This is a genomic window from Clavibacter capsici (genome assembly GCF_001280205.1).
Lineage (GTDB): Bacteria > Actinomycetota > Actinomycetes > Actinomycetales > Microbacteriaceae > Clavibacter > Clavibacter capsici.
Genome location: NZ_CP012573.1, coordinates 1,858,838 through 1,885,087, shown reverse-complemented (window position 1 = coordinate 1,885,087; position 26,250 = coordinate 1,858,838). Strand labels below are relative to the sequence as shown.

Annotated in this window: 24 protein-coding genes and 4 tRNA genes; 24 read left to right on the top strand and 4 right to left on the bottom strand. The window is 72.5% G+C overall.

The window, feature by feature from the left end; all coding sequences use genetic code 11:
• The first annotated feature begins 12 nt into the window (after window positions 1–12).
• Window positions 13–972, top strand: coding sequence for a sugar-binding transcriptional regulator (locus AES38_RS08840; RefSeq protein WP_053774653.1), 960 nt, complete (start codon window positions 13–15; stop codon window positions 970–972).
• A gap of 39 nt (window positions 973–1,011) precedes the next feature.
• Here AES38_RS08840 and AES38_RS08835 read toward each other — a convergent pair.
• Window positions 1,012–1,084 (bottom strand) — tRNA-Val (locus AES38_RS08835).
• Window positions 1,085–1,364: 280 nt separating this feature from the next.
• Here AES38_RS08835 and AES38_RS08830 point away from each other — a divergent pair.
• From AES38_RS08830 to AES38_RS08755, 16 genes are all read left to right on the top strand, one after another.
• Window positions 1,365–1,436 (top strand) — tRNA-Gly (locus tag AES38_RS08830).
• A 50-nt stretch (window positions 1,437–1,486) separates the two neighbouring features.
• Window positions 1,487–1,557, top strand: a tRNA-Cys gene (locus AES38_RS08825).
• Window positions 1,558–1,570: 13 nt separating this feature from the next.
• Window positions 1,571–1,645 (top strand) — tRNA-Val (locus tag AES38_RS08820).
• A 138-nt stretch (window positions 1,646–1,783) separates the two neighbouring features.
• Complete coding sequence (thrS, locus tag AES38_RS08815) at window positions 1,784–3,835, top strand: threonine--tRNA ligase (protein ID WP_053774652.1); 2,052 nt, start codon at window positions 1,784–1,786, stop codon at window positions 3,833–3,835.
• Entirely contained in the window at window positions 3,823–4,422 is a 600-nt protein-coding gene (locus AES38_RS08810) for an HIT family protein (RefSeq protein ID WP_053774651.1), read from the top strand. Before thrS ends, AES38_RS08810 begins: the two co-directional genes overlap by 13 nt.
• A 13-nt stretch (window positions 4,423–4,435) precedes the next feature.
• Window positions 4,436–5,338 (top strand): pyridoxal 5'-phosphate synthase lyase subunit PdxS, encoded by a 903-nt coding sequence (gene pdxS / locus AES38_RS08805; RefSeq protein WP_053774650.1) that lies wholly within the window; start codon window positions 4,436–4,438, stop codon window positions 5,336–5,338.
• On the top strand, window positions 5,328–5,957 hold the full coding sequence (gene pdxT, locus AES38_RS08800) for a pyridoxal 5'-phosphate synthase glutaminase subunit PdxT (RefSeq protein WP_053774649.1): 630 nt from the start codon (window positions 5,328–5,330) through the stop codon (window positions 5,955–5,957). Before pdxS ends, pdxT begins: the two co-directional genes overlap by 11 nt.
• Window positions 5,958–6,033: 76 nt before the next feature.
• Complete coding sequence (locus AES38_RS08795; RefSeq protein WP_043669748.1) at window positions 6,034–6,801, top strand: YebC/PmpR family DNA-binding transcriptional regulator; 768 nt, start codon at window positions 6,034–6,036, stop codon at window positions 6,799–6,801.
• Window positions 6,802–6,852: 51 nt separating this feature from the next.
• Entirely contained in the window at window positions 6,853–7,461 is a 609-nt protein-coding gene (ruvC, locus tag AES38_RS08790; RefSeq protein ID WP_053774648.1) for a crossover junction endodeoxyribonuclease RuvC, read from the top strand.
• 17 nt (window positions 7,462–7,478) lie between these two features.
• A complete protein-coding gene (gene ruvA / locus AES38_RS08785) occupies window positions 7,479–8,123 on the top strand; it encodes a Holliday junction branch migration protein RuvA (protein WP_053774647.1) in 645 nt (214 codons plus the stop codon).
• Complete coding sequence (ruvB, locus tag AES38_RS08780; protein WP_053774646.1) at window positions 8,120–9,199, top strand: Holliday junction branch migration DNA helicase RuvB; 1,080 nt, start codon at window positions 8,120–8,122, stop codon at window positions 9,197–9,199. The genes ruvA and ruvB overlap by 4 nt, the downstream gene beginning before the upstream one ends.
• 76 nt (window positions 9,200–9,275) lie before the next feature.
• On the top strand, window positions 9,276–9,665 hold the full coding sequence (gene yajC, locus AES38_RS08775; protein ID WP_242430910.1) for a preprotein translocase subunit YajC: 390 nt from the start codon (window positions 9,276–9,278) through the stop codon (window positions 9,663–9,665).
• Window positions 9,666–9,794: 129 nt separating this feature from the next.
• Window positions 9,795–11,603 (top strand): protein translocase subunit SecD, encoded by a 1,809-nt coding sequence (gene secD, locus AES38_RS08770; protein WP_053774644.1) that lies wholly within the window; start codon window positions 9,795–9,797, stop codon window positions 11,601–11,603.
• Window positions 11,603–12,613: a protein translocase subunit SecF gene (secF, locus tag AES38_RS08765; RefSeq protein WP_053774643.1), complete on the top strand. Its 1,011-nt coding sequence runs from the start codon at window positions 11,603–11,605 to the stop codon at window positions 12,611–12,613. Before secD ends, secF begins: the two co-directional genes overlap by 1 nt.
• Entirely contained in the window at window positions 12,610–12,969 is a 360-nt protein-coding gene (locus AES38_RS08760) for a rhodanese-like domain-containing protein (RefSeq protein WP_053774642.1), read from the top strand. The genes secF and AES38_RS08760 overlap by 4 nt, the downstream gene beginning before the upstream one ends.
• 118 nt (window positions 12,970–13,087) lie before the next feature.
• Window positions 13,088–15,337 (top strand): RelA/SpoT family protein, encoded by a 2,250-nt coding sequence (locus AES38_RS08755; RefSeq protein ID WP_043669726.1) that lies wholly within the window; start codon window positions 13,088–13,090, stop codon window positions 15,335–15,337.
• On the opposite strand, the gene AES38_RS08750 is transcribed toward AES38_RS08755, so the two are convergent.
• From AES38_RS08750 to AES38_RS08740, 3 genes are all read right to left on the bottom strand, one after another.
• Window positions 15,324–15,932, bottom strand: coding sequence for a type IV toxin-antitoxin system AbiEi family antitoxin (locus AES38_RS08750; RefSeq protein WP_053774641.1), 609 nt, complete (start codon window positions 15,930–15,932; stop codon window positions 15,324–15,326). The genes AES38_RS08755 and AES38_RS08750 overlap by 14 nt on opposite strands.
• A 95-nt stretch (window positions 15,933–16,027) precedes the next feature.
• Window positions 16,028–17,260 carry a DUF349 domain-containing protein gene (locus tag AES38_RS08745; RefSeq protein WP_053775741.1) on the bottom strand — a complete coding sequence of 411 codons (1,233 nt, stop codon included), beginning with the start codon at window positions 17,258–17,260 and terminating at the stop codon, window positions 16,028–16,030.
• Between the two features lie 261 nt (window positions 17,261–17,521).
• Complete coding sequence (locus AES38_RS08740) at window positions 17,522–17,815, bottom strand: hypothetical protein (RefSeq protein WP_053774640.1); 294 nt, start codon at window positions 17,813–17,815, stop codon at window positions 17,522–17,524.
• Between the two features lie 73 nt (window positions 17,816–17,888).
• Between AES38_RS08740 and AES38_RS08735 the strand changes: the two genes are divergently transcribed.
• From AES38_RS08735 to AES38_RS08705, 7 genes are all read left to right on the top strand, one after another.
• On the top strand, window positions 17,889–19,301 hold the full coding sequence (locus tag AES38_RS08735; RefSeq protein ID WP_081001873.1) for a replication-associated recombination protein A: 1,413 nt from the start codon (window positions 17,889–17,891) through the stop codon (window positions 19,299–19,301).
• A 247-nt stretch (window positions 19,302–19,548) separates the two neighbouring features.
• Entirely contained in the window at window positions 19,549–20,178 is a 630-nt protein-coding gene (gene rpsD, locus AES38_RS08730) for a 30S ribosomal protein S4 (protein ID WP_053774639.1), read from the top strand.
• A gap of 195 nt (window positions 20,179–20,373) precedes the next feature.
• Complete coding sequence (locus tag AES38_RS08725) at window positions 20,374–20,595, top strand: hypothetical protein (RefSeq protein ID WP_053774638.1); 222 nt, start codon at window positions 20,374–20,376, stop codon at window positions 20,593–20,595.
• 6 nt (window positions 20,596–20,601) lie between these two features.
• Window positions 20,602–23,259 (top strand): alanine--tRNA ligase, encoded by a 2,658-nt coding sequence (gene alaS / locus AES38_RS08720; RefSeq protein ID WP_053774637.1) that lies wholly within the window; start codon window positions 20,602–20,604, stop codon window positions 23,257–23,259.
• A complete protein-coding gene (gene ruvX / locus AES38_RS08715; RefSeq protein WP_053774636.1) occupies window positions 23,259–23,744 on the top strand; it encodes a Holliday junction resolvase RuvX in 486 nt (161 codons plus the stop codon). Before alaS ends, ruvX begins: the two co-directional genes overlap by 1 nt.
• Window positions 23,659–25,362 (top strand): endolytic transglycosylase MltG, encoded by a 1,704-nt coding sequence (gene mltG / locus AES38_RS16320; protein WP_244629145.1) that lies wholly within the window; start codon window positions 23,659–23,661, stop codon window positions 25,360–25,362. The genes ruvX and mltG overlap by 86 nt, the downstream gene beginning before the upstream one ends.
• A complete protein-coding gene (locus AES38_RS08705) occupies window positions 25,355–26,245 on the top strand; it encodes a shikimate dehydrogenase (protein WP_053774635.1) in 891 nt (296 codons plus the stop codon). The genes mltG and AES38_RS08705 overlap by 8 nt, the downstream gene beginning before the upstream one ends.
• The last annotated feature ends 5 nt before the right edge of the window (window positions 26,246–26,250 follow it).

Genomic DNA, 26,250 nt, shown 5'->3' with positions numbered 1-26,250 from the left:
AAGGCTCGCGGCATGGTCGACGGCATCGCGCACGAGCGCACCCAGGACGCCCTCCGCGCGGCGCACCTCTACTACATGCAGGACCTGACGATGGAGGCGATCGCGCGCGAGCTCGGCACGAGCCGCTCATCGGTCTCCCGGCTCCTGTCGTTCGCCCGGGAGACGGGGCTCGTCGACATCCAGATCCGCTCGCCGCTCGACCTCGCGACCGTGCTCGGCGAGCAGCTGCACGAGCGGTACGGCGTCGTCGCGCACGTGGTGCCGGTTCCCGACCAGACGAGCGACGTCGACCGCGTCGACCGCGTCGCCCTCTCCGCTGCACGGATGCTCACGCAGTACGTCGACTCGAACATGGTCGTCGGCGTCGCGTGGGGCTCCACCGTCAGCGCCGTCAGCCGGTACCTCGTGCCGAAGCCCACCCACAACACGCTCGTCGTGCAGCTCAACGGCGCGGGCAACGTGCGGACGACCGGGATCATGTACGCGAGCGAGATCCTCCGCCGCTTCGGGCAGGCGTACGGCGCGACCGTGCAGCAGTTCCCGGTGCCAGCCTTCTTCGACGACCCCGCCACGAAGCAGGCGCTCTGGCGCGAGCGGAGCACGAAGCGCGTCCTCGAGCTGCAGGAGCGGATGGACATGGTGCTGTTCGGCGTCGGATCCCCGGTCGCCCTCGTGCCGAGCCACGTCTACTCGGGCGGGTACCTCGAGAGGTCCGACCAGCGCGCGCTCGACGCCGACGGCGTGGTGGGCGACGTCTCCACCGTCTTCTTCCGCGAGGACGGCTCGTCGGCGGACATCGCGATCAACGCGCGGGCGAGCGGACCGGACCTGGCGACGATCCGCAGGGCGCCGCGGCGCGTGTGCGTGGTCGCGGGGGCCTCGAAGGTCCGCAGCGTGCGGGGAGCGCTCGCCGCGGGCCTCGTGACGGACATCGTGCTCGACGAGGGGACGGCCCGCGCCCTGCTGGCGTAGCGGCCTCCGCTGGAGCCGCGGAGGATGAGGAGATGACGGTGGGCGATACCGGACTCGAACCGATGACCTCTTCCGTGTGAAGGAAGCGCGCTACCAACTGCGCCAATCGCCCGTGCTCGCACCGCGGACGGTGCGGATCCATGATGCCATACCGCGGGGGCCGTCGCGGTCACCCGGGTCGCGCGAGAGGGTCCCAAGGTCGACCGCACCGCGACACGCCCGGACGGCGTCGGAGGGCCCGTCCACCCGATCCGCGTGAACACGGGGGAGAGGGCGTGTGAACGGGGCTTCCGGGCACGTCGGCGGGGCGCCGTTTTGCACCCGCGACGGGAGATCGGCTAGAGTCATCGAGCACGCAGGGTTGCCGGGAAGCCGGGAGCAGCGAGCGAAATGCGGATGTGGCGCAGTGGTAGCGCATCACCTTGCCAAGGTGAGGGTCGCGAGTTCGAATCTCGTCATCCGCTCGAACAGGGGCCCCGAAGGGGGTCCCTTTCACAAGGTGGGAACCACCGGTGGTGGGGTGGCCGAGAGGCGAGGCAGCGGCCTGCAAAGCCGTCCACGCGGGTTCAAATCCCGTCCCCACCTCGAGCAAGTGCATGAGCGATTGGCGCAGCGGTAGCGCGCTTCCCTGACACGGAAGAGGTCGCTGGTTCGATCCCAGTATCGCTCACCACCCAGAAGGCCCCGGGAGACCGGGGCCTTCTGCTTTTCCCGGGACGCCCCGCGCCCGCCGCGCCCCTCCCGTCGAGGAGGCCGCGTCGCGCGCCGGTAGTCTGGATCGGTTCCGTTCCCGTCCCGCAAGGAGCCCGCAGTGGTAGACGCCGCCCAGCCCGAGATCCACGACGAGGCCGCGCCCGCGGAGACGACCGCGCCGGTCGAGGCGACGGAGGCGGGCACGGGGTTCACCCTGTTCAGCGACCGCGCCGTCGTCGCCATGCGCATCGGCGGCGAGCTCAAGGACCTCGCGGCCGACGTGGCGCCCGGCGACGTCGTCGAGCCCGTCCGCATCGACTCGCCGGACGGCCTCGCGATCCTCCGCCACTCGGCTGCCCACGTGATGGCGCAGGCCGTGCAGCAGATCAACCCGGAGGCGAAGCTCGGCATCGGGCCGCCCGTCACCGACGGCTTCTACTTCGACTTCGACGTGGCCGAGCCCTTCACGCCGGAGGACCTCAAGGCCATCTCCAAGAACATGGAGCGCATCGTCCGCCAGGGCCAGCGCTTCACGCGCCGCGTCGTCTCCGAGGAGGAGGCCCGCGAGCTCATGGCCGACGAGCCGTACAAGCTCGAGCTCATCGGCCTCAAGGGCGGATCCTCCGAGGAGCTCGGCGAGGACGGCGAGTCCGTCGAGGTCGGCGGCGCCGAGCTCACGGTCTACGAGAACGTCGACGGCAAGACCGGCGAGGTCTTCTGGCGCGACCTCTGCCGCGGCCCGCACCTGCCGAGCACGCGCATGGTCGGCAACGGCTGGGCGCTCTCGCGCGTCGCGGCCGCCTACTGGCGCGGGTCCGAGAAGAACCCGCAGCTGCAGCGCATCTACGGCACGGCCTGGCCCACCAAGGACGAGCTGCGCGCCTACCAGGGCCGCATCGAGGAGGCGCTCAAGCGCGACCACCGCCGCCTCGGCGCCGAGCTCGACCTCTTCTCCTTCCCGGACGAGATCGGCTCCGGCCTCGCGGTCTTCCACCCCAAGGGCGGCATCATCCGCCGCGAGATGGAGGACTACTCGCGCCGTCGGCACGAGACGGCCGGATACGAGTTCGTCTACTCGCCGCACATCACGAAGTCGAACCTGTTCGAGACGAGCGGCCACCTCGACTTCTACAAGGACGGCATGTTCCCCGCCATGCACCTCGACGAGGCGCGGAACGACGAGGGCGAGATCACGCGCCAGGGCGCGGACTACTACCTCAAGCCCATGAACTGCCCCATGCACGTGCTGATCTACCGGTCGCGCCAGCGCTCCTACCGCGAGCTGCCGCTGCGCCTGTTCGAGTTCGGCACGGTCTACCGCAACGAGAAGTCGGGCGTGATCCACGGCCTCACCCGCGTGCGCGGCATGACGCAGGACGACGCGCACATCTTCACCACGCGCGAGCGCATGGCCGACGAGCTGAAGGGCACGCTCGAGTTCGTGCTCTCGCTGCTGCGGGACTACGGCCTCGACGACTTCTACCTCGAGCTGTCCACGAAGGACCCGGAGAAGTTCGTCGGCTCCGACGAGGTGTGGGAGGAGGCCACCGAGACGCTCCGCCAGGTCGCGGTCGACACGGGCCTCGAGCTCATGCCGGATCCCGCGGGCGCCGCGTTCTACGGGCCGAAGATCTCGGTGCAGGCGCGCGACGCCATCGGGCGCACCTGGCAGATGTCCACCATCCAGCTCGACTTCAACCTGCCCGAGCGCTTCGGGCTCGAGTACACGGCGAACGACGGCACGCGCACGCAGCCGGTGATGATCCACCGTGCGCTGTTCGGCTCCATCGAGCGCTTCTTCGGCGTGCTCACCGAGCACTACGCAGGCGCGTTCCCGGTGTGGCTGTCGCCCGTGCAGGTCGTCGGCATCCCCGTGGCGGAGGACTACGAGGAGTACCTCGGCGGCGTCCTCGACCGCCTCCGGGCGGCGGGCGTGCGCACGCAGCTCGACACCTCGGACGACCGCATGCCGAAGAAGATCCGCACGCACACGAAGCTCCGCGTGCCGTACCAGCTCATCGCGGGGGAGGACGACCGGGCCGCCGGATCCGTGAGCTTCCGCTTCCGCGACGGCACGCAGGTCAACGGCGTGCCCGTGGACGAGGCCGTCGAGCGGATCACGGGCGCCATCGCGCGCCGCGAGCAGGTGGTGACCGCGTGGCCCGTCTGACCCTGTCGGACCACGAGCCCGGGGGAGAGGACGAGGCGACGGGCGCCCGCGTCGACGACCCCGGTCACCTCGCGGGCGTGCCGGACGAGTTCCAGCGCCTGTGGACGCCGCACCGCATGGTCTACATCCAGAAGGGGCAGCAGCCGGACCGCGACGAGTGCCCGTTCTGCATCGCGCCGTCGATGTCGGACGAGGACGCGCTCATCGTGGCGCGCGGCGAGCACGCCTTCGTGCTGCTGAACCTCTTCCCGTACAACAGCGGGCACCTGCTCGTCTGCCCGTACCGCCACATCGCGACCTACGACCTCGCGAGCCCGGAGGAGGTCGCCGAGATCGGATCGCTCACGCAGACCGCCATGCGGGTCGTCCGCGAGGTGTCGCGGAACGACGGCTACAACATCGGCATGAACCAGGGGCAGGTCGCGGGGGCCGGCATCGCCGAGCACCTGCACCAGCACATCGTGCCGCGGTGGGGGCAGGACGCGAACTTCCTGCCGATCATCGCGAAGACCAAGGCGCTGCCGCAGCTGCTGGGCGACGTCCGCGCATCCATCGCAGCAGCCTGGCCCGCCCCCGCGGGCGAATAGGATAGGGACCACAATGACTGACACCAACACCCCCGGACAGGTCGGCTCGAGCCGCGTCAAGCGCGGACTCGCGGAGATGCTCAAGGGCGGCGTCATCATGGACGTCGTCAACGCCGAGCAGGCGCGCATCGCGGAGGACGCGGGAGCGGTCGCCGTCATGGCGCTCGAGCGCGTCCCCGCCGACATCCGCTCGCAGGGCGGCGTCGCCCGGATGAGCGACCCCGACCTCATCGACCAGATCAAGGCCGAGGTCTCCATCCCCGTCATGGCGAAGGCCCGCATCGGCCACTTCGTCGAGGCGCAGGTCCTCCAGTCCCTCGAGGTCGACTACATCGACGAGTCCGAGGTGCTGAGCCCGGCCGACTACGTGAACCACATCGACAAGTGGGGCTTCACCGTCCCCTTCGTCTGCGGTGCCACGACGCTCGGCGAGGCGCTCCGCCGCATCACCGAGGGCGCGGCCATGATCCGCTCCAAGGGCGAGGCCGGCACGGGCGACGTGTCCGAGGCCACCAAGCACATCCGCACGATCAAGTCGGAGATCCGCGCCCTCAGCGCCCTCACGCACGACGAGATCTACGTCGCGGCGAAGGAGCTGCAGGCGCCCTACGACCTGGTGCTCGAGGTCGCGCAGACCGGCCAGCTCCCCGTCGTGCTGTTCACCGCGGGCGGCGTGGCCACCCCGGCGGACGCCGCGATGATGATGCAGCTCGGCGCCGACGGCGTGTTCGTCGGATCCGGCATCTTCAAGTCCGGCAACCCGGCCGCGCGCGCCAAGGCCGTCGTCACGGCGACCGCGCTCTACCAGGACCCCGACGCGATCGCCCAGGCGTCGCGCGGGCTGGGCGAGGCCATGGTCGGGATCAACGTCGCCGACGTCCCCGCCCCGCACCGCCTCGCCGAGCGTGGCTGGTAGCACGGCGGCTCCGCAGGGCGACGGTCCGGTCGTCGGCGTCCTCGCCCTCCAGGGGGACGTCCGCGAGCACGTCCGCGTGCTCGAGGGCTTCGGCTCGCGGACGCGCCTCGTCCGGCAGCCGAAGGACCTCCCGGGCATCTCGGGCCTCGTGATCCCCGGCGGCGAGTCCACCGTCATGGACAAGCTGTCGCGGCAGCTCGGCGTCGCCGGGCCGCTGCGCGACGCCATCGACGACGGCCTGCCCGTCTACGGCACGTGCGCGGGCCTGATCATGCTGGCCGACGAGATCGTCGACGCGATCCACGGGCAGCGGAGCATCGGCGGGCTCGACGTGTCGGTCCGCCGCAACGCGTTCGGGTCGCAGACGGCGTCGTTCGAGGTGGACCTCGACGTGCCGGAGCTCGGGGATCCGCCCGTGCACGCCGTCTTCATCCGCGCGCCCGTGGTCGCCTCCGTCGGACCGGCGGCATCCGCCCTCGCGGCGCTCGACGACGGCCGCGTCGTGGCCGTCCGCCAGGGCGCGCTCCTCGGCACCTCGTTCCACCCGGAGGTCACGGGCGACCTCCGCTTCCACCGCCTCTTCCTCGACATGGTCGAGGAGTCGGGCCGCACCCTCTGACCTGCCGGCCCCTCGGCGGGGCCGCCCGATGGTCCATCATTGACAGCGAGCAGACGCCGCGTTAGGAGAACCACCCGTGTCCGGACATTCCAAGTGGGCGACCACGAAGCACAAGAAGGCGATCATCGACTCGCGTCGCGCCAAGTCGTTCGCGAAGCTGATCAAGAACATCGAGGTCGCGGCCAAGATCGGCGGGGCCGACATGTCCGGCAACCCGACCCTCGTCGACGCTGTGCAGAAGGCCAAGAAGACCAGCGTCCCGAACGACAACATCGACCGCGCCGTCAAGCGCGGCGCGGGCCTGCTCGGCGAGGTCGTCGACTACCAGACGATCATGTACGAGGGGTACGCCGCCAACGGCGTCGCGATGCTCGTCGAGTGCCTCACGGACAACAAGAACCGCGCGGCCGCCGAGGTCCGCACGGCGATGAGCCGCAACGGCGGCACCATGGCCGACCCGGGCAGCGTCGCCTACAACTTCCACCGCAAGGGCGTCCTCGCGGTGCCGCACGCGGAGACCCCGACCGAGGACGACGTGCTCGCGGCGGTGCTCGACGCGGGCGCCGAGGACGTGACCGACCACGGCGAGGTGTTCGAGATCCAGTGCGAGCCGAGCGACATGGTCGCGGTCCGCGAGGCGCTGCAGGCGGCGGGCATCGACTACGACTCCGCCGACGTCGAGTTCGTGCCGCAGGTCAAGGTCGAGGTCGACCTCGAGACCGCGCGCAAGGTCAACAAGCTCGTCGACGCCATGGAGGACCTGGACGACGTCCAGAACATCTACATCAACAGCGACGTGCCCGCCGACGTGCAGGCCGCGCTGGACGACGACGACGAGGAGTAGGTCCTCATCGCCGGGGCGCGGGGGAGCGGCGCGGGCGGCAGCGGCCCGTCCGTGCGGATCCTCGGGATCGACCCCGGCCTGACCCGCTGCGGCGTCGGGGTGGTCGACGTGTTCGCCGACCGCTCCGCCCGGATCGTCGCCGTGCAGGTCGTGCGGACCAGCCCGACGGACGAGCTGCACCACCGCCTGCTCGCGGTGGGCGACGGCATCGAGGAGCTCGTCGACCGGCACCGGCCGTCGGTCGTCGCCATCGAGCGCGTCTTCGCGCAGGACAACCTGTCGACCGTGATGGGCGTCGCGCAGATCACGGGCGTGGCGCTCGTGGGCGCCGCCCGCCGCGGGCTCGACGTCGCCATGCACACGCCGAGCGAGGTGAAGGCCGCCGTCACGGGGTACGGGCAGGCCGACAAGAGGCAGGTCGCGACCATGGTCGCGCGGATCCTCGGGCTCGACGAGCTGCCGACGCCCGCCGATGCCTCGGACGCCCTGGCCCTCGCGATCTGCGCCGGGTGGCGCGCCGGGATGTCCCGCGCCGGCATCGCCGGGACGCCCGCGCCGGCGACGCGCACGCCGTCGTCGGCCGCCGGCGCGGCCGCCGGACCGACGGCGGCGCAGGCTGCGTGGCTCGCTGCCGAGCGTGCGCAGCGGGGTCGGCGCTAGCTCGTAGGGTTGACGTCGTGATCTCCTCCCTCCGCGGCACCGTGCTGTCCGTCTCCGGTCAGACCCTCCTGCTGGAGGTGCACGGGGTGGGCTACGGCGTCTCGGTGACGCCGCGGCACGCGCTCGAGCTGCGGCACGGATCCGAGGCCACCGTCCTCACGTCCCTCGTCGTCCGCGAGGACTCGCTCACCCTCTTCGGCTTCCCCGAGCCCGACGAGCTCCGCGCCTTCGAGCTCCTCTGCGGGGTCACGGGCGTCGGGCCGAAGTCGGCCCTCGCGGTGCTCGAGCACCTGGATCCGGAGGCCATGGCCGAGGCCGTCGCCGCGGAGGACGACGCCGCCTTCCGCCGCGTCTCCGGCATCGGGCCGAAGACGGCGAAGCTCATCGTCCTGCAGCTGGCGGGCAAGCTGGTCGTCACGCGTCCGCGCGCGCGCACCGGGGCCTCGGCGGCCTCCACGGTGACGGCGGACGTCGTCACCGCCCTCATCGGCCTCGGCTGGTCCGAGCGCGTCGCCCGCACGGCGGTCGACGACGCGGCCGCCGCCGCGGCCGAGCAGGGCGCACCCGCCGACATGCCCCGCCTCCTGCGCGTCGCGCTCGGGATGCTCGGGCCGCAGCAGCCCGCGGGCGCCTCGCCGGCCGGCCAGGCGGCGGACCGGTGAGCGGGATCGAGCACGGCGACGCGTCGAGCCCCGTCCCGGAGTCCGACGCCGAGCTGGCCTTCGAGGGCGCGCTGCGTCCGCGCTCCCTCTCCGAGTTCGTCGGGCAGGTCAAGGTCCGCGGGCAGCTCGAGCTGCTGCTGACCGCCGCCGCGATGCAGAACCGCTCGCCCGACCACATCCTGCTCGCGGGCCCTCCCGGTCTCGGCAAGACCACGCTCGCGATGATCGTGGCCGAGGAGAGCCGCCGACCGCTGCGCCTCACGAGCGGGCCGGCGATCCAGCACGCGGGCGACCTCGCCGCCGTGCTCTCGGCACTGGTGCCGGGCGAGATCCTCTTCGTCGACGAGATCCACCGCATGGCGCGCTCCGCCGAGGAGATGCTGTACCTCGCGATGGAGGACTTCCGCATCGACATCATGGTCGGCAAGGGCGCGGGCGCCACCTCGATCCCGCTCGAGCTGTCGCCGTTCACGCTCGTCGGCGCGACCACGCGCTCGGGCATGCTGCCGAGCCCGCTGCGCGACCGCTTCGGCTTCACGGCGCACCTCGAGTTCTACGAGACGCACGAGCTCGAGCAGGTCATCGAGCGCGCCGCGCGCATGCTGCACCTCGAGATCGAGCACGAGGCCGTCGCGGAGATCGCCGGCCGCTGCCGGGGGACGCCCCGGATCGCCAATCGGCTGCTCCGCCGCGTGCGCGACTACGCGCTCGTGCACGGCACCGAGGCGGGCCTCGCGTCGGTGCGCGCCGCCCTCGACCTCTACGACGTGGATCCGCTCGGCCTCGACCGCCTCGACCGCGCCGTGATGCGCGGCATCCTCACGCGCTTCGGCGGCGGTCCCGTCGGGCTCAACACCCTCGCGGTGTCCGTCGGGGAGGAGGCGGAGACCATCGAGTCGGTCGTGGAGCCCTTCCTCGTGCGCATCGGGCTCGTGACGCGCACGCCGCGCGGGCGGGTGGCGACGCCGGCCGCCTGGCGGCACTTCGGCCTCGAGGCGCCGGCCGCACCGGCCCCTCCCGCTCGGGCGTCCGGCACGTCGGGAGCCGCCGAGGCCCTGTTCGGCGATGCCTTATGATTCAAGCTGGCCTCCCGCGGAACGTCGCCGGTTCGTCGTGTCCGTACACCCCCAGCCCCTGAAAGGCCCGTCCCGCATGGACCCGTTCACCCTGATCATGTTCGCCGTCCTGGCGCTGCTCATCTTCTTCATGTTCCGCAACAGCCGGAAGCGCCAGAAGGACCTCGCCGAGCTGCAGACGCAGATGGTGCCCGGCGCCGAGGTCATGACGGCCTCCGGCATCTACGGGACGCTCGTGTCGTTCGACGAGGAGAACAACCTCGCGTACCTCGAGGTCTCGCCCGGCACGGTGCTGAAGCTCCACCGCCAGACGATCGCGCGCGTGGTCGAGCCGACCACCCCGGTCGCCGACGACGCGTCCGCGCTCGTGGACGAGGCCCCCGCCGCCGACGTCGTGGACGAGACCGGCACGCCGGACTCCGCCCGCCGCCTCGACGACGGCGACGCGCCCACCGCGCGCCCCTGACCCACCGGGCGGGCGCCCCTCGGGCCGCCCGCCGAACCCGGGCCGGAACGCGCCCGGGCCAGCTCCCACCCTCCATCCGGGAACCGCGTCGTCGCGGCGGGCGTCCCGTGAAGAAAGTCGAGTGTCCAGGTGGCCAAGTCGCCCACACCGGTACGCAAGGCCCGGCGCAAGCTCGTCTGGCTGCTCGTGATCATCGGCCTCCTGGCCGGCGGCAACGCGGCCAGCGTCGCCTTCAGCAACGGGTCCTGGGCCCCGAAGCTCGCGCTCGACCTCGAGGGCGGCACGCAGATCATCCTCGCGCCGCAGCTCGACGGCGCGTCCTCCGGCCCCACGAGCGAGCAGCTCGCCCAGGCGGTGTCGATCATCCGCCAGCGCGTCGACGCGAGCGGCGTCTCCGAGGCGGAGATCACCACGCAGGGCGGCAGCAACATCGTCGTGAGCCTGCCGGGCGAGCCCGACGCGGCGACGATGCAGCGCCTGCAGTCCTCCGCGAAGCTGGAGCTGCGTCCCGTGCTCGTGGGCGCGCCCGGCACCGCATCGGCGGGCCCCACGCCCACGCCGACCCCGACCGACGGCTCCGCGCCCGCCGACGGCTCGACGCCGGCCGCCGAGACGCCCGCCGCCGCCGAGACGCCCGATCCCGCGACGCTCTCCGACGAGCCCACCGCCGAGCCCACCGGCCCGAGCGACGTCTCGTGGGTCACCCCGCGCCTCCAGGCCGAGTTCGCCGCGTACGACTGCGCCACCGCCCCGGAGAGCGACGGGCAGTCCGCCCCCGCCGACCGCGCGATCATCGCCTGCTCCGACGACGGCGCCGCGAAGTACGTGCTCGGCCCGGTCGAGGTCGACGGCAGCACCATCTCCGACGCCACGAGCGGCCTGCAGCAGTCCAGCCAGGGCGTCAGCACCGGCACGTGGTCGGTCAACCTCGTGTTCGACGGCGACGGCACGAAGCAGTTCGGCGACATGTCGACCCGCCTCATCACCCTCGAGTCGCCGCGCAACCAGTTCGCGTTCGTGCTCGACAACGAGGTCATCTCGGCGCCGGTCACGCAGGGCGTCGTCACCAACGGCAAGCCCTCCATCACGGGCAACTTCACGCAGGAGAGCGCCAAGGCGCTGGCCGACCAGCTCAAGTTCGGCGCCCTGCCGCTCAGCTTCACGCTGCAGAGCTCCGACGTCATCTCGGCCACGCTGGGCTCCTCGCAGCTCACGAGCGGCCTGATCGCGGGCCTCATCGGGCTCGCGCTGGTGGTGCTCTACTCGCTGGTGCAGTACCGGGCGCTCGGCATGGTCACCGTCGCCTCGCTCGTCATCGCCGCGGTGATCACCTACCTCCTCATCACGCTGCTCAGCTGGCGGGAGGGGTACCGGCTGTCGCTCGCCGGGGTGGCGGGGCTCATCGTGGCCATCGGCATCACCGCGGACTCGTTCATCGTCTACTTCGAGCGCATCAAGGACGAGCTGCGCGACGGGCGCGGCCTCGTCTCGTCCGTGGAGCAGGGCTGGAAGCGGGCGCTGCGCACCATCATCGCGTCCGACACGGTCAACTTCCTCGCGGCCGCGGTGCTGTTCATCCTCGCGGTCGGCAACGTCAAGGGCTTCGCGCTCACGCTCGGGCTCACGACGATCATCGACCTCATCGTGGTGTCGCTCTTCACGCACCCGATCCTCCAGCTGCTCGCGAACCGGCGCTTCTTCGCCGAGGGCCACCGCATGAGCGGACTCGACCCGCGGGCGCTCGGCGCGGTCTACCGCGGACGCGCCACCTTCCGCACGCCCACCGCCACCTCGGGACGGGGAGCCGCCGCCGCCAAGGAGGCCGCCCGCCGGCAGACCATCGCCGAGCGCAAGGCGGCGGAGGGCCGCGCGCCCGGATCCACGAAGACCGCGACGATCGACGCGCCGCGGGCCGACGACACGAGCAGGGACGACTGATGGCTGGCTTCTCCGAGTTCGGCAACGACCTCTACACGGGCAAGCGCTCGTTCGACATCGTCGGGCGCCGCCGCCTCTGGTACGGCATCGCCGCCGTGTGCATCCTCATCTCGATCCTCGGGCCCCTGGTCCGTGGCGGCTTCACGTTCGGCATCGAGTTCACGGGCGGATCCGAGTACACGGTGAGCGGCGTGCAGTCGCAGTCGCAGGACATCGCGAGCGACGCGGTCGCCACCGTGACGCCCGTGCCCGCGCGGATCTCGTCCGTCGGCAGCGACGGCGTCCGCGTGCAGACCGACCAGCTCCAGCCGGAGGACAGCTCGGCCGTCCGCCAGGCGCTGGCGACCGCGTACGGCGTCGAGACGTCCAGCGTCACCGAGTCCTTCATCGGGCCGTCGTGGGGCCAGGACATCACCCGCCAGGCGCTGTGGGGCCTCGTGGTGTTCCTCGTGCTCGCCGCCGTCGTCATGTCGGTGTACTTCCGCACCTGGAAGATGTCGGTCGCGGCGATCGTCGCCCTGCTGCACGACCTCGTCCTCACCGCCGGCATCTACGGCATCACGGGCTTCGAGGTGACGCCGGCCGCCGTGATCGGCTTCCTGACGATCCTCGGGTACTCGCTCTACGACACGGTCGTGGTGTTCGACAAGATCCGCGAGAACACGGCCGAGGACGGGCAGGAGTCACGGCGCACGTTCGCGCAGTCCGTGAACCTCGCCGTGAACCAGACCCTGGTGCGGTCCATCAACACCTCGGTCGTCGCGATCCTGCCGGTCGGCTCGATCCTCTTCATCGGCGCGGTGGTGCTCGGCGCCGGAACGCTCCGCGACATCGCGCTCTCCCTCTTCATCGGCATCATCGTCGGCACCTACTCCACGATCTTCATCGCGGCCCCGCTCTACGCGCACCTCCGCGAGGGCGAGCCGAAGGTGAAGCGGGGCGACGCCCTCGCCGCCGCGGCCGCGAGCCGCGCCCAGGCCGAGCGCGCCGCGGCTACGGTGGAGGCATGACCAGCGCACAGGGGGCAGGCGTGCCCGAGGACCTCGACGCCGCGACGGCCAAGGCCCGGACTGCCACCGGCGAGTCCTGGCTCCTGGACGTCCGCGAGCAGGACGAGTGGGAGGCCGGTCACTCCGCGGTCGCCCACCACATCCCGATGGGCGAGCTCGAGGCCCGCGCGGCGGAGATCCCGACCGACCAGCACATCGCCGTCGTCTGCCGATCCGGGCACCGCTCGTCGATCGCCACGCAGGCGCTCCTCCGCGGGGGCTTCGCGGCCTCCAACATCACGGGCGGCATGCACGCGTGGTCCGAGATGGGCGGCGACGTCGTGACCGACGACGGCGAGCCGGGCCGCGTCGCCTGATCGCCGGGCCGCGCAGCCGCCTCGGGTCCTCCGGGGCGTCCGGACGGCCGCCGCGTGGTCGGGAGCTCTCGGACGCGGTGATAATTTGGTCTCCAGCACACGCCTGGGAGGCTGAACGATGACGGAGACGACCTCGAGCACGGCTTCCCTCCGACGCCTGGTGCCCCGCCTCTTCTCCCGGGCGCAGCCCGCCGGCGCCGTCGAGCAGCTGATCCGCACCGCGCGGCTGCATCACCCGAAGTCCGACGTGAGCCTCATCGAGCGGGCCTACGCGGTCGCGGAGCGGGCGCACGAGGGGCAGAAGCGCAAGAGCGGCGAGCCGTACATCACGCACCCGGTCGCGGTGGCCCAGATCCTCGCGGACCTCGGCATCGGACCGAAGACGCTGGCCGCGGCCCTCCTCCACGACACCGTGGAGGACACCGACTACACGTTGGACATGCTCCGCCACGACTTCGGCGACGAGATCGCCATGCTCGTCGACGGGGTCACGAAGCTCGACAAGCTCAAGTACGGCGACAGCGCCCAGGCGGAGACCGTGCGGAAGATGGTCGTCGCGATGTCGAAGGACATCCGCGTCCTCGTCATCAAGCTCGCCGACCGCCTGCACAACGCGCGCACGTGGGGCTTCGTCGAGTCCGCCTCCGCCGAGCGGAAGGCGAAGGAGACGCTCGAGATCTACGCGCCGCTCGCGCACCGCCTCGGCATCTCGACCATCAAGTGGGAGCTCGAGGACCTCTCGTTCGCCGTGCTGTACCCGAAGATCTACGTCGAGATCGAGAACCTCGTGAAGCAGCGGACGCCGCAGCGCGAGCAGTTCGTGCAGCAGGTGATCGACAGCGTCAACGACGACCTGCGCGCCGCCCGGATCCGCGGCAAGGTCGCCGGCAGGCCCAAGCAGTACTACTCGATCTACCAGAAGATGGTCGTGCGCGGACGCGAGTTCGACGAGATCTACGACCTCGTGGGCATCCGCGTGCTGGTCGACTCGCTCCGCGACTGCTACGCGGTGCTCGGCGCGATCCACGCCCGCTGGACGCCGGTGCCCGGGCGCTTCAAGGACTACATCGCCACCCCGAAGTTCAACCTCTACCAGTCGCTGCACACCACGGTGATCGGGCCGAAGGGCCGCCCGGTGGAGATCCAGATCCGCACGCACGAGATGCACCAGCGCGCCGAGTTCGGTGTCGCCGCCCATTGGAAGTACAAGGAGCGGATGAACGGCGGGCGCACGACGGAGGTCTCGCCGCAGGGCGACACCGACCTCGCGTGGCTCGCGCACATCTCGGACTGGCAGTCGGAGACGGCGGATCCGGGGGAGTTCCTCGACTCGCTCCGCTTCGAGATCGGCGCGAAGGAGGTCTACGTCTTCACGCCGCACGGCAAGGTGATCGGCCTGCCGGCCGGCGGGACCCCCGTCGACTTCGCCTACGCCGTGCACACGGACGTGGGCCACCGCACGATGGGCGCGAAGGTCAACGGCCGGCTCGTGCCGCTCGAGAACCCGCTCACGACGGGCGACGTCGTCGAGGTGTTCACCTCGAAGAACCCCGACAGCGGCCCCAGCAAGGACTGGCTGGCGTTCGTCAAGAGCGCCCGCGCGCGGAACAAGATCAAGCAGTGGTTCACCAAGGAGCGCCGCGAGGAGGCGATCGAGCAGGGCAAGGACGCCATCGCCCGCGCGATGCGCAAGCAGAACCTCCCGCTGCAGAAGCTCATGAACCAGGACGCGTTCTCGGACGTGGCCCAGAGCATGAAGTACGACGACGTCGCCGCCCTGTACGCGGCGGTAGGCGAGGGGCACGTCTCGACCCAGTCGGTGATCGAGAAGGTCTTATCGTCCATCCAGGGCGACAGCGGCGGGGAGGCCGAGGAGGTCTTCGCCGTCACGCAGCGCTCGCGCGTCTCGCGGAACAGCGACTCGGGCGTGCTGGTGCGCGGCGCCCCCGACATCCTCGTGAAGCTCGCCAAGTGCTGCACGCCCGTGCCCGGCGACGCGATCATCGGCTTCGTCACGCGCGGCGCCGGCGTCTCGGTGCACCAGGCGTCGTGCCACAACGTCGACTCCCTGCGTTCGGAACCGGACCGCATGATCGAGGTCGAGTGGGCGCCCTCCTCCAAGAGCCTGTTCCTCGTCCACATCCAGGTCGAGGCGCTGGACCGCTCCGGCCTCCTCAGCGACGTGACGCGCGTGCTCTCGGAGCACCACGTCAACATCCTCTCCGCGTCCGTGTCCACGTCGTCGAACCGGCTGGCGATCAGCCGGTTCGTCTTCGAGATGGGCGACGTGACCCATCTCGACCGCGTGCTCAACGCGGTGCGGCGGATAGACGCCGTCTACGACGTGTACCGCGTCAACGGGGGCTGAGCGGATCCGTCCCTGTCCGGCCGACCGCTGCATCCCCGGCGACCGGCCGACGGGCGAGCGCGTCGAGCCGCGTGAGCGCCCGGCGCTTGTCGGGCAGCGCGCCGCAGGCCGCGAGGTGCTCGCGCGCCGCGGCGATCGTGACGCCGGGGAGCGCCAGGAGCCCGAGGCAGACGCTCTCGTGCCGCGGCGTGAGGTCGGCGACCGTGCGCGCGATGTCGCACAGCGTCCGCAGCGGCGTCGTCACGCGGAGGCCCGCCAGCACGACGGTGTCGCGCTCGTCGAGCACGACCTCGCGGATGCGCACGTTGCGGAGCGCCGGCGGGTGGCAGCGCGCGACGGTGTCGACGCAGTACTCGTGCGTGCGCGGCGGAGTGCGCACGGCGCCGTGCACCCACGCGGCGGTCGACCGCTCCGCGATGAGACGGGAGGGGACCTGCGCGGCGAGCGCCGCGGCGCGCAGCCACGGCGACGCCAGCTCGTCGACGGGGGAGTAGCAGGCGTCGACCTCGTACACCTCGCCGTCGAGACGTGCGGAGCACAGCTCGGCGAGGGGGAGGTCGAGCACGGACAGGACGGGGGCGAGGCGGGGGGACATGGGCGCACCATGCCACCGACCCCGCCGGCACGCACGACGGCCCGGGATCCTGTGGAGGATCCCGGGCCGTCGTCGACCTGCGGAGGGGCCGCGGGCTACGAGCCGAGCGCGTCCAGCCAGACGCGGCGGGCGGCGAGCGCCTCCTCGGCGTCCTTGATCCGGCGGGCGTCGCCGTCGGCCTTGGCCGCGTCGAGCTCGCGCTGCAGCTTGTCGATGGCCGCGCCGAGCTGGGAGGCGAGGCCCTCGGAGCGCGCCTTCGTCTCCGGGTTGTTCTTGCGCCAGAACTCCTCGTCCAGCGTGCGGACGTGGGTCTCGACCTTGCGCAGGCGGTCCTCGACGGTCTTGACGCTGTCGCGGGGCACGCGGCCGATCGCGTCCCAGCGGAGCTGCACGGCCGTGAGCTTGTCCCGTGCGGCGGTGCGCTCGGTGATCCCCAGGATCGGCTCGGCCTCGTCGAGCAGCGCGAGCTTGGACTGCAGGTTGGCCTGCTGCTCCTCGTCGTCCGCGGCGTCGACCTCGGCCTTGGCGCCGTACAGCACGTCGCCCGCGGCCTTGAACTGCGCCCAGAGGGCGTCGTCGTAGCGCTTGCCCGCGCGACCCGCCAGCTTCCACTCGTCGAGGAGACGGCGGTAGGCGGGGATGCCGCCCACGCCCTGCGACTCGAGGGCGCGCGCCTGCTCGACGATGGCCTGCTTCTTGGAGCGGGCGTCCCTGTGGGCGTTGTCGAGCTCGGCGAAGAACGCCTTGCGCTCCGTGTCGATGGTGGACCGCGCCGTGCGGAAGCGCTTCCAGAGCTCGTTGGCGTCGTTCTTGGGGAGGCGGGGGCCGGTCTGCTGGTGCTGCTGCCAGCGGCCGAACAGCGCGTCGACCTCGGCGGTCAGCTGCTTCCACTGCACCTTGGAGAAGTCCTGCTGCGCCAGGCGCTCGGTCTCCTCGACGATGGCGGTGCGCTCGGCGATGGCGGCCTGCACCACCTGCCGCTGCTCCTCGCCCTGCTTCTCGGTGAGCTCGCCCACCGTCGCGGCGAGGACGTCGAGCCGCGCCCGGAGCGCGCCGAGGTCGCCGACGGCGTTCGCGCCGTCCACCGCCTCGATGAGGTGGGCGACGGCCTTGGACACGTCGGACGCCGGTGCCCCGCGCTTGGCGCGCTGCTCCAGGAGCGTGACCTGGCCCGCGAGGTCGGTGTACTTGCGCTGGAAGTAGGCCAGGGCCTCCTCGGGGGTCCCGTCCGGGTACTGGCCGACGACGCGCTCGCCGTCGCCCTCGCGCAGGAAGACGGTGCCCGTCTCGTCGACGCGGCCCCAGGGGGTCTGCTCGTTGTCAACCACGGATTCCACCTCGTTCGTAGGACCGGACGGACCGGTGCGGAGACGTGCACGCCAGCCTAGAGCACGGTCATCGCGCGGGTTCGCCGCGGGCGGCGGCGGGCTGACCTGTCGATCATGCCCCAGCGCGGCCCGCACCGGAGCCCGACGGCACGGATCGGACCGGCCTCGCAGGGGCTCGTGAGGACCGTGCCGCCGCGCGGGCCGCCGTGGGTCGTGCGCCCGGGATCGGCCGGCCGGCCGGAGCGGGGACGTGCCGACGGCTCAGGGGGCGGGCGTCGGATCCGTCGGCGCGGGGTCGGCCGGCCCGGTCGGCGCCGGAGCGGGGGACGTGGGGGAGGACGACGGCGCGGGCGACGGAGACGGCGCGCCGGGTCCCGACTCGTACGCGAGCTGCGCGCCGACCGCGAGCGCCGCCACGAGGATCACGCCGACGACGGCCACCAGGTCGTCGCGACGACGGCGTCGGGTGGCGCGGGCGTGCAGCTCCTGGCGGGCCGCGTAGCGGCGGAGCCGGGCCTGCGCCTCGCGGGCTGCGCGGTCGTTCCTGGGGGCCACGTCGTCCTCACGGTCGGTCCCGCCCGAGGCGGCGGTACGGGAACACTAGCCGGTCGCGCCTACCATCGAGGTCATGACCGACACGCGACCGGGCCTCCGCTCGGGGGCCACGCCCCTGGCCGTCCGGATGCGTCCCCGGAGCCTCGACGAGGTCACCGGCCAGCGTCACCTCCTCACCCCCGGCTCGCCGCTCGTGAGCCTCGCCTCCGACGTCGCCGGGGAGCAGGGGTCGGTCTCGATCATCCTGTGGGGCCCGCCCGGCACCGGGAAGACGACGCTCGCCCAGGCGATCGCGCACGGGTCGAGCCGCCGCTTCGTCGAGCTCTCCGCCGTCACCGCGGGCGTGCGCGACGTGCGCCAGGTGATGGAGAAGGCGCTCAGCGACCGCGACCTCTTCGGCGTCTCGACCGTGCTCTTCCTCGACGAGATCCACCGCTTCACGAAGGCGCAGCAGGACGCGCTGCTGCCGGGGGTGGAGAACGGCTGGGTCATCCTCATCGCGGCGACCACGGAGAACCCGTCCTTCTCCGTCATCTCGCCCCTCCTCTCGCGCAGCCTGCTGCTCACGCTCGAGCAGCTCGACGACGACGACCTCGGCGTGCTCGTCGACCGCGCGGTCGCGGACGCCCGCGGGCTCGGCGGGCGGTTCGCGCTCGACGACGACGCGCGCGCGATGATCATCCGGCTGGCGTCGGGGGACGCGCGACGGGCGCTGACGGCGCTCGAGGCCGCGGCCGTGTCGGCGCAGGCCGACGCGTCGGGCCGGGCGCGCGCGGCGGAGGGCGCGGACGACGAGGACGACGACGACGATGAGGACGCCGTCGCCGCGCCCGCCGCCGATCCGGCCCCGATCCCCATCTCCACCGAGCAGGTCGCGCTCGCGGTCGACCGGGCGCTGCTCCGCTACGACCGCAACGGCGACGAGCACTACGACGTCATCAGCGCGTTCATCAAGTCGATCCGCGGGTCGGACGTCGACGCCGCGCTCCACTACCTGGCGCGCATGATCGAGGCGGGGGAGGACCCGCGCTTCATCGCCCGCCGGATCATCGTGTCCGCCTCCGAGGACATCGGGCTCGCCGACCCGCAGGCGCTGGTCGTCGCGGTGGCGGCCGCCGACGCCGTCCAGCTCATCGGCATGCCGGAGGGGCGGATCCCGCTGGCGCAGGCCGTGGTGCACCTCGCGACCGCGCCCAAGTCGAACGCGTCCTACCTCGGCATCGACCAGGCCATCGCCGACGTGCGCGCCGGCGCGTTCGGCCGCGTGCCGCTGCACCTGCGCGACGCGCACTACCCGGGGGCGAAGCGCCTCGGCCACGGCAAGGGCTACCGCTACCCGCACGACGCGGACATCGGCGTCGTGACGCAGCAGTACCTGCCCGACGAGCTCGTGGGCCGCACCTACTACTCGCCCACGCAGCACGGGCACGAGCGCGACCTGTCGGCGCGGCTGGAGAAGCTCCGGCGCATCGTCCGCGGAGGGTGATCCCGGCGCGGCGGATCCCCGGGATCGCGGCGATCGCGTGCTACGCTTGCTGACGCCTCAATCGGGTGTCGCGTGCGGCTGCGTCGACATCATGATCAAGGGACACGTCCTGTAGCCGGACGACCCGTGGCGAATCCCTCTACTCATGCAGGAACCGCATCAGCGGTGTCGATCGTCGCGCGCCCATGCGTGTGCGCGGACGCCCTGCACCACCCGTAGTCAGAGACTTTCTCCCTGGAAGGAAAACGTGTCCACCAAGTCACGCACCCGCAGCAAGACCCGCCTCTCCCGCGCGCTGGGCATCCCGCTCACGCCGAAGGCGGCCAAGTACCTCGAGAAGCGCCCCTACGCGCCGGGCGAGCACGGCCGGTCCAAGCGCAAGCAGGACAGCGACTACGCCGTCCGCCTCCGCGAGAAGCAGCGCCTGCGCGCCCAGTACGGCATCCGCGAGGCCCAGCTCAAGATCGCCTTCCAGGAGGCGCGTCGCACGCAGGGCCTGACCGGTGAGAACCTCGTCGAGATCCTCGAGCAGCGCCTCGACGCGCTCGTCGTCCGCTCCGGCCTCGCGCGCACCACGGCGCAGGCCCGCCAGCTCGTCGTGCACCGCCACATCATGGTCGACGGCAAGATCGTCGACCGCCCCTCGTTCCGCGTGAAGGAGGGCCAGATGATCCACGTCAAGCCGCGCTCCGAGGGCACCGAGCCCTTCCAGGTCGCCGCCGCCGGCGGTCACGCCGACGTGCTGCCGAAGCTCCCCCCGTACCTCGAGGTCGAGCTCGACAAGCTGCAGGCCCGCCTCGTGCGCCTGCCGAAGCGCGCCGAGGTCCCCGTGACCTGCGAGGTCCAGCTGGTCGTCGAGTACTACGCGGCACGCTAGCCACCCCGCTCCACCGTCCGCGAGGCGGGTCGTCCACCCGGGCGGCCCGCCTCTCGGCGTCTCCGGGCCGGTGCCCGGGCGGCGCGCGGACGCGGGCGGCGCACGGACCGGCCGGTAGGATCGCCCTCGGCCCCCGAGGCCTCCGCGCACCGCACGTCACCTCCGTCTGGGGGCAGCTCCCGGAAGGGGAGAAGCATGAAGAACCTCGTCCTCATCGTCGTGGGGGTCGTCATCGGCTTCGCCGTCGCCCACGTGGTCGACCGCACGCCGGCCGGCCACCGCCTGTTCCAGTCCGTGGACGCCCGGGCCCGCCGCTTCGGCGAGGCCGTCGAGGACGGGTACCGCCGTCGCGAGGCCGAGCTCCGCTCCGCCGTGAGCGAGGCCGAGGACACCATCACCGAGCTGGGAAAGCAGTAGGACCGCATGCAGACCGCAGACATCCGCAACGCCTGGCTGACGTACTTCGGCGACCGGGGGCACACCGTCGTGCCGTCGGCGTCGCTCGTCAGCGACGACCCGACCCTGCTGTTCACGGTGGCCGGCATGGTCCCGTTCGTGCCGTACCTCACGGGCGTCGTGCCCGCGCCGTACCCGCGCGCCACGAGCGTCCAGAAGTGCATCCGGACTCTCGACATCGAGGAGGTCGGCCGCACGCCGCGGCACGGCACCTTCTTCCAGATGAACGGCAACTTCTCCTTCGGCGACTACTTCAAGGAGCAGGCCATCGCGTACGCGTGGGAGCTGCTCACCACGAGCGAGGCCGACGGCGGCCTGGGGTTCTCGCCCGACGACCTCTGGGTCACCGTCTACCACGAGGACGACGAGGCGCGGCAGGCGTGGAAGCGCATCGCGGGCCTCCCGGACGACCGGATCCAGGGCCTCGGCCGCGACACGAACTACTGGCACACCGGCCAGCCCGGCCCGGCGGGCCCCTGCTCGGAGATCTTCTTCGACCGCGGCCCCGCCTACGGCGCCGACGGCGGCCCGGCCACCGACGACGACCGGTACGTGGAGATCTGGAACCTCGTCTTCATGCAGTACCTGCGCGGGGCCGGCACGAGCAAGAGCGAGTTCGAGATCCTCGGCGATCTGCCGAAGAGGAACATCGACACCGGCATGGGGCTCGAGCGCGTCGCGTTCCTCAAGCAGGGCGTCGAGAACATGTACGAGATCGACCAGGTGCGCCCGGTCCTCGACCGCGCGGCCAAGCTCGCGGGCCGTCGGTACGGAGCGTCGCACGAGGACGACGTGCGCATGCGCATCGTCGCCGACCACGTGCGCTCGTCCCTCATGCTCATGTCCGACGGCGTGCGCCCGTCCAACGAGGGGCGCGGCTACATCCTGCGTCGCCTCATGCGCCGCACGGTGCGCGCGATGCGCCTCATGGGCGTGGACACGGCGACCTTCGGCGAGCTGTTCCCCGCCTCGCGCGACGCCATGAAAGCCGCGTACCCCGAGGTCTCCGACGACTTCGACCGCATCTCCCGCCTGGCGTACGCCGAGGAGGAGACGTTCCTCCGCACGCTCTCCGGCGGGACGACGATCCTCGACGTGGCCGTCGGCGAGACGAAGGCGGCGGGCGGCGAGCGGATCGCGGGCGACACCGCGTTCCTCCTGCACGACACGTTCGGCTTCCCCATCGACCTCACGCTCGAGATGGCGGAGGAGAACGGCCTCACGGTCGACCGCGAGGCCTTCGACCGGCTGATGCTGGAGCAGCGCACGCGCGCCAAGGCCGACGCGAAGTCCAAGAAGACGGCGCTGGCCGACCTCACCGTCTACAGCGAGTTCCGCGCGGCCGGCGAGACGCGCTTCACCGGGTACGACGAGCTGGAGACCGGCACGACGATCCTCGGCCTCATCGTGGGCGGCCACAGCGTCGACCATGCGGTCGCGGGCGACATCGCGGAGGTCATCCTCCCCGAGACGAGCCTCTACGCGGAGTCGGGCGGTCAGGAGGCCGACGCCGGCAGCATCGTCGGCCAGGGCTTCGACCTCGAGGTGCTCGACGTGCAGAAGCCCGTCAAGGGCCTCATCAGCCACCGCGTCCAGGTCCGCTCGGGCGAGGTGGGCGTCGGCGACGCCGCCACCACCGTCGTCGACGCCGACTGGCGCCGCGGCGCGACCCAGGCGCACTCCGGCACGCACCTCGTGCACGCCGCGCTCCGCCAGGTGCTCGGCCAGGACGCGCACCAGTCCGGCTCGTACAACCGAGCCGGCTACATGCGCCTCGACTTCGCGTGGAACCAGGCGCTGTCGCCGGAGACGCGCAGCGAGATCGAGGACATCGCGAACGGCGCCGTGCGCGACGACCTGCAGGTCGTGACGCGCGTCATGCCGATCGACGAGGCCAAGCAGCTCGGCGCCATGGCGCTGTTCGGCGAGAAGTACGGCGACACCGTGCGCGTCGTCGACATCGGCGGCCCGTGGTCGCGCGAGCTCTGCGCCGGCACGCACGTGTCGTCCAGCGCGCAGATCGGGCTCATCAACGTGGTGGGGGAGTCGTCCGTCGGATCCACCAACCGCCGCATCGAGTCGCTGGTCGGCCGCGAGGCGTTCCAGGACCTCGCCGTCGAGCGCGCCATCGTGTCGCAGCTGACGTCGAGCCTCAAGACGCCGCGGGAGCAGCTGCCCGACCGCATCGCCGACCTGCTGCAGAACCTCAAGACCGCGGAGCGGCGCATCGCCGACTTCGAGGCGCAGGCGCTGCAGCAGCGCGTGCCGGCGCTCCTGGCGCAGGGCGCGCGCGTGGGCGCCGTCACGCTGATCCAGGAGTCGCTCGGCAGCGTGCGCTCGGCCGACGAGGTGCGGCAGCTGGTCACCCTGGTGCGCGAGCGCGCCGGGTCCGAGCCCGTCGTGGTCGCCCTCGCGGGTGACGCGGGCGGCAAGCCGACCGTCATCGTGGCCACCAACCAGGGTGCGCGCGACGCCGGCGCCAAGGCCGGGCAGCTCGCCCGCGCGGCGGCGGCGGTGCTCGGCGGCGGCGGAGGCGGCAAGGACGACCTCGCGCAGGGCGGCGGCTCCGACGTGTCCGCCATCCCCGACGCGCTGTCCGCCGTCCGCCAGGCGCTCGCCTCCTGATGCGGGTCGGCGCGCGGCTCGCGGTCGACGTGGGGAAGGCGCGCATCGGGCTCGCGCGGTCGGACCCGCACGGCCTGATCGCGACGCCCGTCGAGACCGTCCCGCGCGACGCGGGCGGCTCGGCGGACGTCCGGCGGATCCTCGAGGTGGCCGCGGAGGTCGACTGCGTGGAGCTCGTCGTGGGCCTGCCGCTCGCGCTCTCGGGGCGGGCGACGGCGTCCACCGACGACGCGGAGGCCTTCGCCCGGCGCCTCGCGGACGCGTCCGAGATCCCGGTCCGGCTCGTGGACGAGCGGCTCTCGACGGTGTCCGCCCAGAGCGCGCTGCGCTCCTCGGGCAGAGGGTCCCGTAAGCAGAAGCCCGTGATCGACCAGGTGGCGGCCGTTATAATCCTTCAACATGCGCTCGAGACCGAGCGCTCCGCCGGCTCCCCACCCGGTGCTCTCGTCCCGAGGAACCGAGTCGATCCTGACCGACACGCCTGAGACCGATCCCGCCCGACGCGCCACGACGGCCCAGGGCTCCGGCGGCGACCCCTTCGAGAGCCTGTTCGGCGACGTCGCCGCGGCTCCCGACGCCGGGTCCGACCGCCCGTCGGCATCGACCCCGGGTACCGGCCCCGCACCCGCATCCGCCGCCGGCGACGCTCCGCGTGGAGCGGGACCCGGCATCGGCACGGGCGCGCCCATGACCCGCCGCGAGCTCCGTGCCCTCCGCGAGGCGGCCGAGGCGCGCTCGGGCCAGGAGTCCCGCGTGCCGGACGACGCCCGCGGCGCGGCGCCGGCTGCCCCGGCTCCCTCCGCCGCCCCGCAGGCCCCCGCGCGCCCCGCGTCGGACGACCGCCCCCGTGCGGACGTCGCCGCAGCCGCGTCGACCGCCGCGTCCTCCGCCGCCGGCGACGCCTCGTCCGCCTCCGCGGCGGCCGCCGGGATCGCGGCCGCGGCCGACGCGCCGGCCCGCACGACGTCCGCTCCTCCGCGCTCCGACGCGCGCGACGGCGCATCGGGGCCGGCACCCCGCCGGACACCGCCCGTGCTCCCGAAGGCGAAGCGCCGCCACCCCAGGTGGCCCTACGTCGTGGTCCTGCTCGTGGTGCTCTTCGGCGGCGCGGGCGTGATCGCCACCTCCCTCTTCGGCCCGGTGGTCAGCGCGCTCCTCACGCCCGCCGAGCCCACCGACTACGACGGCGACGGCTCGGGCGAGGTGCAGGTGGTCGTCAAGACGGGCGACACGGGCAGCACCATCGGCGACACGCTCGCCGCGCAGGACGTCGTGAAGACGTCGAAGGCGTTCTACCAGGCCGTGGTCCGCTCGGGCAGCGAGGTGGTCTTCCAGCCGGGCACGTACACGCTGCGGAAGCAGATGAGCGCGGCCGCGGCGCTCCAGATGCTCCAGGATCCGGCCAGCCAGATCCAGGCCAAGGTCACCATCCCCGAGGGGCAGACCGTCGCGCAGGCGTTCGAGCTCGTCGCGGAGGCCACCGGCACGCCCGTGGCCGACCTCGAGGCGGCCTCCGCCGACCGGGGCGCGCTCGGCATCCCGGCCGAGGCGCCGAACATCGAGGGCTACCTCTTCCCCGCGACCTACGACTTCCCGCCCGGCACGTCCGCGGCGGACATGGTGAAGGCCATGGTCGGGCGCACGTTCGAGGCGCTCGACCAGGCCGGCGTCGCCGTCGCCGACCGGCACCGCGTGCTCACGATGGCGGCGCTGATCCAGAAGGAGGCGCGCTTCGAGGGCGACTTCTACAAGGTGTCGCGCGTCTTCCAGAACCGCATCGACGTCGGGATGCCGTTGCAGTCCGACGCGACCGTCGCGTACGGGGCGCAGTCCGTCGGCCGGGTCACCACGACCGACGCCGAGCGCGCCGACGACAACCCCTGGAACACGTACGTGCACCCGGGCCTGCCCGCCGGCCCCATCTCCAACCCCGGCGACCTGGCGATCAAGGCGGCCATCGCGCCCGCGGACGGGCCGTGGCTGTACTTCGTGACCGTCAACACCATCACGGGCGACACCGTCTTCTCCCAGACGTACGAGGAGCACCTCAAGGCCGTCGCGCAGTGGCAGCAGTTCATGAAGGACAACCCGGGCAATGGCTGATCCGCGGACGCCGGCCGTGCGGCTGGCGGTCCTCGGCAGCCCCATCGCGCACTCGCTGTCGCCGCGCCTGCACCGGGCGGCGTACGACGTGCTCGGCCTGGACTGGGCGTACGAGGCGGTGGAGTGCGCGGGACCCGAGCTGCCCGCGTTCATCGCGAGCCTCGGATCCGGCTGGCGAGGCCTGTCGCTGACGATGCCGCTGAAGCGCGACGTGCTGCCGCTCCTCGACCGGCTCGACGACACCGCCCGGCTCGCGGGCGCGGCCAACACGCTGCTCGTGGAGCGGGAGGGGGAGGGCGCCGCAATCCTCCGCGGCGCCAACACCGACGTCGACGGCATCGTCCGCGCGTTCCGGATGGCCGGCGTCGAGCGGTCCGGGCGCGCGGTCGTGCTGGGCGCCGGATCCACCGCGCGCTCGGCCGTCGTCGCGCTGGCGCGGATGGGGGCGCGCGAGGTGACCGTCGCCGCCCGGCGCCCGGAGCAGGGCCGGGAGCTCGCCCCGCTCGCCGACGAGCTGGGCGTCGCGCTCCGCGTCGCGCCGCTCGACGCCGCCGTTCCCGCGCTCCGCGACGCGGATACCGTGATCAGCACCCTGCCCGGCGACGCCGCGGCGACCGTGCCGCTGCCCGGCGCCCTGCCCGAGGTCGCCGTCCTCCTCGACGTCACCTACGCGCCCTGGCCGACCGGCATCGCCGCCGCCTGGGAGGGCGCGGGCGGGCGCGTCGTCCCGGGGATCGACATGCTCGTGCACCAGGCGCTCGGGCAGGTGCGCCTGTTCGCGCACGGCGACGACGCGCTCCCGCTCCCGGGCGAGGAGCGCGTGCTGGCCGCCATGCTCGCGAGCGTCGGCCGGGATCCGCGGACGGCCTGGACCGGCGCCTGACCCGC

Bases quoted from the DNA above. Each gene is read 5' to 3' on its own strand.
- AES38_RS08840 (WP_053774653.1), top strand. From the start codon at position 13: ATGGTCGACGGCATCGCGCACGAGCGCACCCAGGACGCCCTCCGCGCG.
- pdxS (WP_053774650.1), top strand. From the start codon at position 4,436: ATGACTGACACCAACACCCCCGGACAGGTCGGCTCGAGCCGCGTCAAG.
- yajC (WP_242430910.1), top strand. From the start codon at position 9,276: ATGGACCCGTTCACCCTGATCATGTTCGCCGTCCTGGCGCTGCTCATC.
- secF (WP_053774643.1), top strand. From the start codon at position 11,603: ATGGCTGGCTTCTCCGAGTTCGGCAACGACCTCTACACGGGCAAGCGC.
- AES38_RS08760 (WP_053774642.1), top strand. From the start codon at position 12,610: ATGACCAGCGCACAGGGGGCAGGCGTGCCCGAGGACCTCGACGCCGCG.
- AES38_RS08755 (WP_043669726.1), top strand. From the start codon at position 13,088: ATGACGGAGACGACCTCGAGCACGGCTTCCCTCCGACGCCTGGTGCCC.
- AES38_RS08750 (WP_053774641.1), bottom strand. From the start codon at position 15,932: ATGTCCCCCCGCCTCGCCCCCGTCCTGTCCGTGCTCGACCTCCCCCTC.
- AES38_RS08735 (WP_081001873.1), top strand. From the start codon at position 17,889: ATGACCGACACGCGACCGGGCCTCCGCTCGGGGGCCACGCCCCTGGCC.
- AES38_RS08725 (WP_053774638.1), top strand. From the start codon at position 20,374: ATGAAGAACCTCGTCCTCATCGTCGTGGGGGTCGTCATCGGCTTCGCC.
- alaS (WP_053774637.1), top strand. From the start codon at position 20,602: ATGCAGACCGCAGACATCCGCAACGCCTGGCTGACGTACTTCGGCGAC.
- ruvX (WP_053774636.1), top strand. From the start codon at position 23,259: ATGCGGGTCGGCGCGCGGCTCGCGGTCGACGTGGGGAAGGCGCGCATC.
- mltG (WP_244629145.1), top strand. From the start codon at position 23,659: ATGCGCTCGAGACCGAGCGCTCCGCCGGCTCCCCACCCGGTGCTCTCG.
- AES38_RS08705 (WP_053774635.1), top strand. From the start codon at position 25,355: ATGGCTGATCCGCGGACGCCGGCCGTGCGGCTGGCGGTCCTCGGCAGC.